General features: G+C 40.6%; 9 protein-coding genes and 4 tRNA genes. 2 read left to right on the top strand and 11 right to left on the bottom strand.

The features are described 5' to 3' along the window. Positions 1-75 precede the first annotated feature (75 nt). The 3 genes from QE382_RS03195 to QE382_RS03185 are packed head-to-tail and all read right to left on the bottom strand — an operon-like array spanning position 76 to position 2,534. Positions 76-798 (bottom strand): DUF5683 domain-containing protein, encoded by a 723-nt coding sequence (locus QE382_RS03195; RefSeq protein WP_307184653.1) that lies wholly within the window; start codon positions 796-798, stop codon positions 76-78. Position 799: 1 nt separating this feature from the next. Next, positions 800-1,735, bottom strand: coding sequence for a ParB/RepB/Spo0J family partition protein (locus QE382_RS03190; RefSeq protein WP_307184652.1), 936 nt, complete (start codon positions 1,733-1,735; stop codon positions 800-802). Between the two features lies 1 nt (position 1,736). Continuing rightward, complete coding sequence (locus QE382_RS03185; RefSeq protein WP_209578516.1) at positions 1,737-2,534, bottom strand: ParA family protein; 798 nt, start codon at positions 2,532-2,534, stop codon at positions 1,737-1,739. Positions 2,535-2,760: 226 nt separating this feature from the next. On the opposite strand from QE382_RS03185, the gene QE382_RS03180 reads away from it, so the two are divergent. Further along, positions 2,761-3,282: an NADPH-dependent FMN reductase gene (locus QE382_RS03180; protein ID WP_294348336.1), complete on the top strand. Its 522-nt coding sequence runs from the start codon at positions 2,761-2,763 to the stop codon at positions 3,280-3,282. Positions 3,283-3,363: 81 nt separating this feature from the next. Here QE382_RS03180 and QE382_RS03175 read toward each other — a convergent pair whose 3' ends face one another. Beyond that, a complete protein-coding gene (locus tag QE382_RS03175; protein ID WP_307184651.1) occupies positions 3,364-6,309 on the bottom strand; it encodes a M16 family metallopeptidase in 2,946 nt (981 codons plus the stop codon). 262 nt (positions 6,310-6,571) lie between these two features. Between QE382_RS03175 and QE382_RS03170 the strand changes: the two genes are divergently transcribed. After that, positions 6,572-7,753 (top strand): acyloxyacyl hydrolase, encoded by a 1,182-nt coding sequence (locus QE382_RS03170; RefSeq protein WP_307184650.1) that lies wholly within the window; start codon positions 6,572-6,574, stop codon positions 7,751-7,753. Positions 7,754-7,870: 117 nt separating this feature from the next. On the opposite strand, the gene QE382_RS03165 is transcribed toward QE382_RS03170, so the two are convergent. The 7 genes from QE382_RS03165 to QE382_RS03135 form a co-directional block, all read right to left on the bottom strand. Beyond that, positions 7,871-7,945 (bottom strand) — tRNA-Val (locus QE382_RS03165). Between the two features lie 35 nt (positions 7,946-7,980). Then, a tRNA-Val gene (locus QE382_RS03160) sits at positions 7,981-8,055 on the bottom strand. Positions 8,056-8,064: 9 nt separating this feature from the next. After that, a tRNA-Val gene (locus tag QE382_RS03155) sits at positions 8,065-8,142 on the bottom strand. Between the two features lie 9 nt (positions 8,143-8,151). Then, positions 8,152-8,229 (bottom strand) — tRNA-Val (locus QE382_RS03150). Positions 8,230-8,359: 130 nt separating this feature from the next. After that, on the bottom strand, positions 8,360-10,429 hold the full coding sequence (locus tag QE382_RS03145) for a putative porin (protein ID WP_307184649.1): 2,070 nt from the start codon (positions 10,427-10,429) through the stop codon (positions 8,360-8,362). Positions 10,430-10,541: 112 nt separating this feature from the next. Further along, positions 10,542-11,357, bottom strand: a complete 816-nt coding sequence (locus QE382_RS03140; RefSeq protein ID WP_307184648.1) for a purine-nucleoside phosphorylase — start codon at positions 11,355-11,357, stop codon at positions 10,542-10,544. A gap of 118 nt (positions 11,358-11,475) precedes the next feature. Beyond that, entirely contained in the window at positions 11,476-12,966 is a 1,491-nt protein-coding gene (locus tag QE382_RS03135; protein WP_293957162.1) for a sodium:solute symporter, read from the bottom strand. Positions 12,967-12,975: the final 9 nt, after the last annotated feature.

Below are 12,975 nucleotides of genomic sequence, written 5' to 3'. Positions count from 1 at the left end.
TACTGAAATTCAAATTATACAATCCGTCATCAACAGTCATTTTCGATCGAAATATGAGGTCGAAGAAATCAGATTTTAATTGAATTTCATGGTCAATTTAAGTCCAACAGTGGGTTTAAACGAATAAGTTCCCGACGCGAGACTGGCATCCATTAGAGTCGGTCCAATTAAGAAAGCAGTCTTTTTAGGCTTATCATCACCAATACTCCAACGATATTTAAGCATCGAGTCGATATAGGCTTCGGCAACATTAAGGCCATACACACCCAAAGTAAGAAGCACCATGAGATCACGATCTCGCCGCGCATTATCTTTTGCACGAATGATAGACTGCTCGGAAACGTTGAGATAATATGGATCGATTGGCCTTCCAAGAGCCTTATCTTGCAATACCCCCAACAATTCTTTATAATAGCGGTTATTAAAATCAAAGACAAGCACCGTTGTCAATAGCCCCCCATAAATTGCAGGGACCTTTATCCACCAAACGCCTCCATTTGTATATTGCCCCCATCCAGGAAGAATCAAAGAACGTTTCCAGGCTTGCTTATTTTTTGCTTCAATTGCCAGGCGGGTTGAATCTTTAAACACCACCTTCTCCTTTGCCTTAGCTTCCTCTTTCTCCCGCTTTTTACGTTCTTTCCTAGATTCTTTCTTTACAGTATCCTGTACCGCTTTTTGCTTTATGCTATCTATTTTTACAGGTGTCACTTGTTTCTTCGCAATGGAATCCACCTTCTGCCCATGTACTATTGATAGCACAAACATGGCAACGATCAAGCTTATTAACTTGGCCATATTACCAATCTAATAATTCTAGAATGCGACTTAAATCATCTTCCGATTCAAAAGGGATCTCGATAGCACCTTTCCCTTTGGTACTTTTGAGATTCAATTTGACACGCGAAGAAAATTTAGATGCCAGGTCGTCTTCAATTTTCTGCAGTTGAAAAGACATCGGAGCCTTATCCTTTGCAGCCTTTTTCTTACCACCTTTTTGTAGTTCACGAACCAATTCCTCGGCCTTACGAACAGATAAACCTTGATCAATAATCAACTTAAAAATATAAAGCTGCTTATCAACTTCAGGAATATTAATCAATGCGCGAGCATGTCCCATGGTCAATGCTCCATCCCGTATTGCCGCTTGAATGACCGGCGGAAGTTTCAATAAACGAAGATAATTTGTAACAGTAGAACGGTTTTTACTTACGCGTTCTCCCAGCTCTTCCTGCTTCAAATTACACTCCTCAATCATGCGTTGAAAACTCAAGGCGACTTCAATCGCATTTAGATTTTCCCGCTGGATATTTTCTATCAAGGCCATTTCCAGCATCTGCTGGTCATTAGCTGTACGGATATATGCTGGAATTTCGGTAATGCCTGCCAAACGTGAAGCACGGAGACGACGCTCGCCAGAAATCAATTGATAATTACCATCCGAAATTTTACGTACGGTGATGGGTTGAATTAAACCCTGTAGACGAATAGATTCCGACAGTTCCTGTAAGGCAACCGGGTCAAATTCTGTTCTCGGTTGAAAAGGATTGACAGCTATTTCCTCTACACGGACATGGCTAATACTGCCATTCTCATTCGTTGTTTTTACAGCAGTGGGTGTAACTTGAGGAGCCTCTTCCACTTGCTGATTACTTTTAGCAGGAACTTCTACACTATCGTTTAATAGCGCACCTAAACCTCTTCCCAGTCCTGTTTTACGCTGATGTGCTGCCATATTATGCGGTTACTGTTTTATTCATTTCACTAAGATGCCCGTTTTTCTGTAAGATCTCACGCGCCAAATTCAAATAATTGATTGCCCCTTTACAGGACGCATCATGCATGATAACAGAAATTCCAAAACTTGGAGCTTCGCTCAAACGGGTATTCCGCTGGATAATCGTATCAAAAACTAAATCGGTGAAATGTGTTTTCACTTCCTCGACCACCTGATTCGACAGCCGCAAACGGACATCGTACATAGTCAACAAAATCCCTTCAATCTCCAAGCTCGTATTTAAACGATTTTGAACGATCTTAATCGTGTTTAATAATTTACCAAGACCCTCTAAAGCAAAGTATTCGCATTGTACAGGAATGATGACGGAGTCCGAAGCAGACAGTGCATTGATTGTAATTAAGCCCAAAGAAGGCGAACAGTCAATGATAATAAAATCATAATCATGTTTCACCTGATCCAAGATTTTTTTCATCTTGTACTCCCTTTCATGCATATTGATCATCTCAATTTCTGCCCCAACCAAATCGATATGAGCAGGCAAAAGGTCTAAATTTGGCGTTTCTGTCGATTGGATCGCCTCCCGGGGGTCCAAATCATTTACCAAACATTCATATACACTTGCGGTGATTGTACGAGGGTCAAAGCCAATCCCAGAAGTAGAGTTTGCTTGAGGATCTGCATCCACTAACAATGTTTTATATTCTAAAACCGCCAAACTTGCCGCCAAATTGATTGACGTTGTGGTTTTTCCGACCCCACCCTTTTGATTTGCGATTGCAATTACTTTTCCCATCTGAATGAAAATCTTTCTTAATTAAAATGTCATTTTATCCCACATTTCACTTTTTTGAAGATCAATTTGCCAAAATCTCTATCCGCAACTCAAATTAACAGAACAAGTTCAGCATATTTCGTACTTTTGACGAAGCAAAAGCACATATCCTCAGGATGCTAAGATACAAAAAATCGAGATATGTATCCACTTTGAAATTGCGCTTTTTATAAGTACCAACAACACAATGATTTTAATAATATCCGGAACAAACCGCCCCAATAGCAAGACGTTAAAAATAGCAAAGTGCTACAAGCAAATACTTGATCGTAAGTCAATTGAAAGTGACATTTTTTCGTTGGAAGATCTACCAGCAAACATTTTAGAGACAGATCTTTATGGCAAAAGAAGCACAGCATTCGAACCTATTCAAGAAAAGGTCAGTAAAGCTGAACTGTTTATCTTCATCGCACCAGAATACAACGGCAGTATACCCGGAGCACTCAAGCTTTTTATCGATTGCTGCACATTTCCGATTAGCTTTTATCACAAGAAAGTTGCATTGGTCGGACTATCTTCTGGACGCTATGGCAACCTCCGTGGAATCGATCACCTCACTGGGATATGCCACTATTTAAGAATGCATGTGCTTCCACTCAAGATTTTTATCCCCGGAGTTCATAATGAATTGAATGATGACGGAGAGTTATTCAAGGAAGATACACTGCAATTCATCAATGAGCAGATTGATGAAATGATCCGATTCTAATAACGGCTACCAAAACAGAGGCCTTCAGTGATACTGAAGGCCTCTCTCAAATGTATAGGTGCTACACGAATAGCGGCTAAGCTAATACCCAAAAATCTCTTTTAGATCCAGCTTTTTAACTTCCCCTAATTTGGCGAGATCAGCCGGCTTAAGACTGTCTTCTTTCGCTACGACACAATAAACATAGGGCTTTTGGCTCATTTCTTTTTTATGAAAAGCATGCAGATTGTCATACGTCAATTTCGGTGCCTCTTCGTAGACAACTTTACGAATATCAGTTGTATTTCCCAAGCGTTGTGCTGCCAAATAACTCCCTAAGATAGAAGCATTCAACACACGCTCACTGGCAATTGACTTTTCTAGACTAACTTTCGCGATATCCAGTCCTTTAGCACTTTCAGGCAATACATCCAACAACTCGTTCATGCCTTTAATCGCATCGTTAAACTTATCTGCCTGTGTGCCAACGTAGGCCCCTACCGTATAGCGATTGCCTTTTTTATACGGTTGTCCATAATAAGCGTAGGTGGAATATGCCAACGCTTTTGACTCACGGATAGTCTGAAAGACAATACTTCCCATACCGCCGCCAAAATAATTATTAAACAACGAAACAGTAGGCGTAAGGGCACTGTCGTAAACTTCTGAACTTCTATACCAAAACACCTCAGCCTGCTTCATATCAAAATCAGCAAAAAGCACCTGATTCTTGTTTGTTGGCAACTCTTCAAACACAACTGCCTTTTTTGCCGCTACGTAGGCTCCGGCACTTTGTTTTAAAGGCTTCGCTTTCGCCACAAATTCCGTACCCGATAATGGACCAAAATAAAGCATCGTATGCTTCATATTCGCCAAATCGTGCAATACCTTTACCAGATCTTCCGCTTTTAAAGCGTCCAGTTCAGCATCTGTAAACACATTATTAAATGGATTTTTAGCGCCGTATTTAGCATAGGATTTTAAACCTTCCATGATCGCAGTCTTACTTTCTTTCGCATTTGCTCGTGCCTTTTTTACACGGGCAATATACATTTTGAAAGCCTCCTCATCAACAATACAATTGCGCAACAGGTCTTGAATCAAGTTCAGTGTTGGTGTAAAGTTTGAATTTAAGCCCGAAATCGACACCATAGTTTCCTCATTACCTGCGGATACAGAAAAATCAGATGCCAATTGATAAAAATCTTTGCTAAATTGCTCACTTGACTTATCCTTTGTACCCAAAAATTCAAGATAACCCGCAGCTAAAGACAGCAACTTATTGCTCCATTTTCCGCCGTCAAAACGATAAGACAGTGAAAACAGCTCATTATCTGAGTTCTTTACGGCAAGCACAGGCAGTCCATTTGCAGTAGCTTTTTGAATAGCTTTGTCGTAATTTACCCATACCGGCTGGATTTTATCCTCGGGCATCGCTTCAACCCGCTTTAAGAAATCAGACTGGTCGTCGCGATTGACCGTTACAGGCGTAATCTCTGGTTTAACAACCTTAACCACACTATTGTCCACCCCCTTACGTTTATAAACGACAACATAATTATTGTCGTTCAGGTATTTGTTTGCAAAGTCTACCACATCTTGCTTGGTAATCTTATTTAACTCATCCGAATACCCGACAACAGATGCCCAATCCTGGCCAGAAGTAAAGGCATCCATCAATGATTCAGCGCGGTCGCCATAGCTTTCGTTCTGTTTAATTTCATCTTTCTTTGCATTATTGACAATTGCCGTTATCAGATCATCCGAAAAATCACCTTTTCTCAATTTCGCCAATTCTTGCAACAGCAACTGCTTTACCTCTTCCAATCGCTGTCCCTGACCAGGATTACCTTGTAGTAGCAGCAAGGAATAATCTTTTAATACGTAAGGAAAAGCACCAGCACCTAACAATTTTTGGTTCTTCACCAAATCCAGATCAATCAGACCCGCAGACCCGTTCGTTAAGATCTGACTCATCAAATTAAGCATGCGGGCATCCTTCGTTGCAGCACCGGGAAAACGGAATCCCATCAGCATAAACTCTGCATCCGGACCTTTGACCTCGCGGACAACAGGTGTCAAAATCGGCTTTTCAGCATCAAAAGTGTAAGCAGGAATCTCTTTGGGTTGCATAAAAGCAAAGCTTTTATCCACTTTTTTAACGACCTCAGTAGGATCAAAATCACCCGACATAATGACCCCCATATTATTAGGGACATAATACGTATGAAAATACTCCCGAATGGCCTTCAACGACGGATTTTTAAGATGCTCTACAGTCCCGATTGTTGTCTGTTTTCCATAATTATTGTCAGGAAAAGCAGCCGAAAACATGGATTCCACGGCCTTACGATTATCTTTATCCAGACTTATATTTTTCTCTTCATAAACAGCTTCAAGTTCGGTATGAAACAAGCGCAATACCGGATTTCTAAACCGTTCAGCTTGTACAGCGAGATACTTATCCAATACATTGCTAGGGATTTGTTCTTGATAAACAGTCTGTTCAAATGAAGTGAAAGCATTCGTTCCTTCGGCCCCCATGGACGCCATCAATTTATCATACTCATTTGCTATCGCATATTTGGCAGCTTCTCCAGATACTTTATCGATCTCCCTATAAATCGCTTTCCGCTCAGCTTCGTCGGTCGTACTATTGTATTTTTCATACAGCGCATCGATCTGATCCAATAGCGGTTTTTCCTTAGCCCAGTCTTTAGATCCAAATTTATCCGTTCCCTTGAATAGCATATGTTCCAGATAATGCGCTAAACCCGTATGCTCTTTCGGATCGGTTTTACTACCCGCCTTTGTCGCAATGTAGGTTTGGATGCGCGGTTCCTTTTTTGTGGGGCTCAATATCACCGTTAAGCCATTTTTCAACTTATAGAAACGAGAGTGAGTAGGGTCATTGGTTACATACTTGTAGGTGTATCCCCCTTCAGATGCTTCTTTCCACTCGAATTTTGCACTTTGGGCAAACAAGGCAAACCCTGCTGTTGTTAGTACAAACGTAACAGCAGTTATTCTAAATAGGTTTCTAATCATATTTCCTTTTTCTTTTCAGCTCAAACTTAGATAAATTGCTTTTTATATGCAATACGATAAAACGTATAACAAGTAATTATTTACCGTTTTGATACTGTGAAAGTTAAGCGAGCCGATAATACTTACCGCTCATTTAAGGTAGCTTGCCTAAAAATGGTATTTTTTAATCCATTTGTTTCCCAGCCGTATAAATGGCTATTGTTACAATGATATATCATGCTTACTTTTGCAAAAAATTAAAAAAACGCTAACGTTTTATTTCATGAAATCAAGAATGCTTGCTTTTGTGACCTTGGCCCTGCTCTCCTTTCGTACCATAGCCCAGGTTACACCCCGAATAGAAAATTCAACAGACACTTTACAAAGCCTTATCCCAGCCAAGAAAAGACTGATATTTCAACTTGAACATGAAAGTGGTGGCGAACTTAAATTTAATGAACGCTCCAAGGAAACACTAGCCGACTCCTACTATAACGGCTTAAATTTCAGAGTAGGCTTTCAGACCCAGTTTCAAGATTCGATAAAAAGCATTTACAACCAACTGTACAACTATCCGATCTACGGTATCGGTATTTATAGCAGCACCTTTGGACAGGAACATCTGGGCCAGCCTTTTGCCGCATACGGCTTTGTGGCTATTCCCATTCGACCAAAAGTAAATTCGAGATGGAATTTCAATTATCGGATTGCCCTCGGTCTCTCCGGCAGATTCAACCCCTATAACGAAGAAGACAATCCTTTCAACCTCCTTATCGGCAGTAAAAACAACGTTTTTATTGATTTCGGAATCCAGGCCAACTATCGGTTAAACAAACATTTTCAGGTTGGTGCTGGCGCGGCATTTCACCACTTCAGCAATGGAGCACTGGCATTACCCAATACAGGGATAAATCTCGTCCCTTTGAGCTTATCCGTTTCGTATACACCAACAGACAAGCCATTTGATTATAGAAAAACGCGTATTCCCCCGATGGAGAAAACCGAAGAACTGCACTTCAATTATGCTTTTGGTTTCAAGCAGATCGACCGGGAGCATGATGGGCAATATTTCAAATCGATGTTGGGAGCTTACTATAGCAGACATTTGGGCTACAAATGGCGCCTCGGCGCTGGGGTTGATGCATTCTATTCAGCCAGCGGGAATGATGAGAAGGTGGCAGGCGACAAAGCCGGCAAATTTTCAGCCTTATTTTCGTACGGGCCAGCGGTCTACATAGATCATGTCCTAAATTCGAGATTGTACATCAACGGAAATGTGGGGGCCTACCTGCATCGCAACAAATTCAATGGCGAGAGCATGCCCGTATACCTTAGAGTAGGTGTACGCTATAAAGTCTACAAAGATATCTTTGCTGGCGTTTCTATTAAAGCCCATGGAGGTAAAGCCGACTTTATTGAATGGACGACAGGTTACGGCATTAAGCTAGGTAAAAAGAAGAACTAAAAATAAAATAACCACAAGAGATTCCCTAAGTAGACTAACTACCTTAAAGAGAATTTCGAAACTTTATAAGCAATTCAATGCATAAAAAAAGCGTTCATGATGAACGCTTTTTTATTGTGGGGATTACTGGGTTCGAACCAGTGACCCCTACCTTGTCGAGGTAGTGCTCTAAACCAGCTGAGCTAAACCCCCTAACGAAAAAAAAAGCACCAGTCAATGATGCTTTGTGGAGGCTACAGGATTCGAACCTGTGACCCTCTGCTTGTAAGGCAGATGCTCTGAACCAGCTGAGCTAAGCCTCCGTTTTGGATTGGTGGAGAATACTGGATTCGAACCAGTGACCCTCTGCTTGTAAGGCAGATGCTCTGAACCAGCTGAGCTAATTCTCCGACTTTGTATGGTGGAGGCTACAGGATTCGAACCTGTGACCCTCTGCTTGTAAGGCAGATGCTCTGAACCAGCTGAGCTAAGCCTCCATACTTTTTTAAAGAACGCCGTTCCCTAATTGCGTGTGCAAATATAGCTTAAAAATTCTATTCTCAAAATTATTTTATAAGATTTTATGCCTTAACGATCACAACAAGCTAAGAAACACCGAAATAATTTTTAGTCATAGAACTTCCACGAAATTCCAAACCTAAAGTTGGCGGTATTCATCGGATAGCGCCGAACCGTGTAGTATCCGTGTGGATAGAAGTTCTGGTTTAAAAAATTATAGCTCAAAAACATGTTTACCCGTTGTATGTTTGCTGTAATCCACAAATCCATAATTGGATAAGTCGAAAACTCGATTTGCTTATATGCATTGTAAAATTGCCCAGTACCAACCGAATAATTTGGATTTGCATAAGGTGTATTAAACTTCGCATCCAACCCAATACTGTAATCAATCACTTTATAGAAAAGATTGCTGTAGTACAAACTATGCCAAGTATACAATTCGGGAACCGCCAATACGTCTTGTTGATCTGTCTTTTGATAGACAACCAGGTTGTCTAAAGTAAAATGGTTCAATTTAAATTTTTGTCCGACCGTTACCTTCAATAAATTGGCCTTATCCAATTGGGTCGGAACAATCCATTTGTCATTTTTAGGATCGTCCTGCGGATTGGGCCGCTCTGCGAAATACGTATAATTATTCATCAGGAAATATTCGACCTTACCATGAAAACCAAGCATCGGATTAGCATATTGAAAACCGAGATTCTGAATTTTAGTCTTTTTAAGATCCAAATCATTCCATTTTGCATACGTATAATTTAAATTCTCAAAAACCATCTCAGGGGATTTATTCTGTGAATACGCAGAAAGCGTCACCTTTCCGATTTTATCGCCCATCGCGATATCCGCCTTGGCATCATATAGAAAATCACCAAAATTGTGACCGAATACGATCTGATTGGCTTTCAAACTAAAATCAAGACGGTCGGAAAACTGATAGCCCAATTCGCCTTTTACGATGCCATTTTGGTAAAAGCGATCAAACGTGGTACTATCCGGCAATTTATTAATCGCCTGCGGATAAGCCGCGCGGTTGTTATAATAGCGATTGGAATCGAGCTGGTTTTGCTCCACCCAGTTCATATCGTGCTGAAACGCCAGGTTTAATTTTGCCTCGTTCTTAAATACCGACTTCCCGCGGAGGAAAAAGTTGTATTCAAACTCATTCGAAACATTCGTAACCAAGGTCTTATCATTATTTAACGCCAATGCTCTGTTGTTATAAGGCAACACTGCATACTGATCATCCGTGTTCTTGAAGAAATTATAGGTTTGTCTTCTAATACGAGTATTGTGCGCCATGCTATTGGTAGGCCGAATCTCCATGGTGGGCTTACCTTTATCGATGGTATCCAATCGCCCCACATAAAGCGACTGTCTCAGAAAAAATGATTTATCCCACCATCTGGATCGAGGAATCACATTCTTGTCAGAATTGCCAAATTTAGGGTTAAAACGATTTGGAGCCTGTCTGTTTTCAGGTGCAAACGGGCGATCTTCGGTGATAGAACCGTTTTCCATTGCATCCAACCGGTTAAACACCGCATTGATCAACAGGTTATACCGATTATTTTTTGATTCGTACCACGAGGCAATCGAAGCCTTTAAATCGGAGTAATTCTGATTCAGGTAATAACCATCCGTTTTAGTTGAATGGAAATCCACATTCATATTCCATTGGGAATTGATATTTTGCGCTACCCGAGCCCTAAAAACCTGATCGTTAAAGAAAAACCCCACCGCTGACAACTCAGAGTATCTGGCCCGTGCCCTAAAATATTGAACCGAATCAGGATTTAGCAAATAGCGCTCCAATGCGGTAAAACCTGACTGAAATCCAATGGTTTTTTTAGGCTGAAACAGCAGGTCGCGCGTAGCCAGACCATAAGAACCAAGGTTCACACTGGGATTCCAGGGTAAATTTTGCGGGTTATAATATTGGTAATTATGATGTGAAGTGTCAATCTGTCGTGTATAGGTACCTTTTTTTAGCATATCCAATGTTGCATATCGGATATACTTGGCCGATAGGATAACAGAATCCTTCTTTCCGTCCTCCTTGGCCCGCGCCGAATCCAATGCACTGCTCCAATCCTCTTTGCTCTGCGCAATGACATCCATGGAATAAATAAATAAAAAACACCATGCGGCAAGAATGCGTACAAACAACTTCATCTAAAATTATATAAAAACCAAAAAAGCTAAATTCACCGGAATGAACAAATTATCTTCAATACCCACCATTCCAACACCGTTACCCTGAAAAGATGACATATAAAAATGCAATTTATTGCAAAGCTATTAATTCTTTCAAAATTAATGTCATTTTAGGTTCTGCTTTCTCCGCAGCTGCAACAATTTCCTCCAGGGATACAGGTTTAAGCTGTTCATGAAAGCCTTCATCCGTAACAACTGAAATGGCAAATACCGGCAGCCCCATATGATTGGCAACAATAACTTCCGGAACCGTACTCATACCGACCACATCCCCACCGATCAAACGCATATAGCGATACTCCGCTTTGGTTTCCAAATTAGGACCCGCAGAAGAAACATAAACAACTTTTCGTGCAGTAATCATATGCTGGCTCGCAATTTCAAGTGCCTGTGCGATCATTTCTTGGTTATACGGCTCACTCATATCCGGGAATCGTGGGCCAAACTCAGCCAGATTTTGTCCGCGAAGTGGGTTATCGGGCAATAAATTGATGTGATCTTCAATAATGCCAAGGTCACCTTTTTTTACTTCGAGATTTAGGGATCCCGCAGCGTTGGAAACAAACAATTTCTGGACACCCAAAACTTTCATGATCCGGATCGGAAATGTAATCTGCTGCATATCGTAACCTTCATAGTAATGCAGCCTTCCTTGCATGGCGACCACATTACGGCCACTCAGCTTGCCAAAAATAAGCTTACCAGAATGAAATTCAACAGTTGAAATAGGGAAATTAGGAATATTGGAATACATCAGCTGATACTCGACTTCAATCTCATCAACCAACTTACCTAATCCAGTACCTAGGATGATACCGAACTCTGGAGTAAAATCTCCAATTTTTCTACGGATAAATTCCGTAGTCTCATTTATGCTATGATACATACGTACAGAAAAACTAAGTATATCAAACTTAACTTAATTTTTCTGTACGTACAAATCAAATCAATACTTGTATTTACATCTTCTCACCAATGGAGAAACTTTTTATAGTCAATATGTGTTAGTTGTGGGACAATGCTTTTTCGCTAGCTTTACCCGGCGTACTGATCAAAAGCATCACAAATGTGATGAAGCCATTAATGATAATCAGATCCAATCCGATAACATAAGGCGTATACACCTCGATAACATAGGTCTTAAGCAGAAATAATACTGTTGGCGAAAGGATACAGATGTAAGGTACCGCCTTATCCCGCACCGCATATTTTGTAAAAATCCCAAAAACAAATAAACCCAATAAAGGTCCATACGTATAGCTCGCCGCGGTAAAAATTGCATTGACGACCGAATCATCATTGATGAGCTTAAAGACCAGAATAACCAATAACATCACAATAGAAAAGCCAAAATGCACATAGTTACGCTGTTTGATCAAAGCTGGATCATTGGGGTTTTCCTTTTTATTGAAGTTCAAAAAGTCTACACAGAAAGAAGTCGTTAAGGCCGTTAGCGCACTATCCGTCGTTGCAAAAGTAGCAGCTGTCAAACCCATCATAAAGATGATAGCAGGAACGAGCGCCAAATGATTCAATGCAATTTCTGGATACAAATAATCACGCGTGGCCAACTGGGTGACATCAATACCGTTTTTAGCCGCATAGATATACAATAAAGCACCTACAGCCAAAAAGAAGATGTTAATAACCACAAAAACACTGGTAAAGGTGATCATATTCTTTTGTGCTTCTTTAATGGTCCCCATCGATAAGTTCTTTTGCATCAAATCCTGATCGAGCCCTGTCATCGCAATGGTCACAAAAATTCCTCCCAAGAATTGTTTCCAAAAATTTGCTTTACTGCCCACAAAATCGTCCCAGAAAAAGATTTTGGAGTAGCTACTTTCTTTCACGGCCTCAAAAGTATCTACAATACCAAAATCCAATCCTTTTGCCATAAAATAAATGGAAAGAATGACAGCAGTCACTAAGAAGGTAGTTTGTAGGGTATCTGTTACGATAATTGTCTTTAAACCGCCCTTATTGGTATACATCCAGATTAACACCAAACATATAACGACCGTAATCGCGAAAGGCACATTCCAGGCATCAAAAATAAAATGCTGTAATACGATGGCGACCAAATAAAGACGGAATGCAGAACCTATCGTTCTGGAAACCAAAAAGATAGCAGCACCTGTTTTATAAGTGGTGTACCCAAAACGCTCTTCCAAATACGTATAGATAGACGTCAGATTCATTCGATAGTAGAGCGGAAGCAATACATAGGCAATAATGACAAACCCCACTGCATTGCCAAGAACGAATTGGAAATAGCTGAATTCCGAAGCACCGACGGCACCGGGAACTGAAATAAAGGTTACGCCGGAGAGCGCGGTACCGATCATCCCAAAGGCAACCATATACCATTTAGAATTACGGTTTGCGACAAAAAAAGTAGAGTTATCAGAAGCTCCCTTTGAGGTAAAGTGCGCAACTGCGAGCAAAACCGCAAAATAGATTATTATAAAAGATAATAATATTACTGGTGACATAGTTTGTTT

It is taken from the genome of Sphingobacterium zeae (assembly GCF_030818895.1).
Lineage (GTDB): Bacteria > Bacteroidota > Bacteroidia > Sphingobacteriales > Sphingobacteriaceae > Sphingobacterium > Sphingobacterium zeae.
Note: the sequence above shows the minus strand (reverse complement) of the source record. Positions and strands in the feature narration are given on the sequence as shown.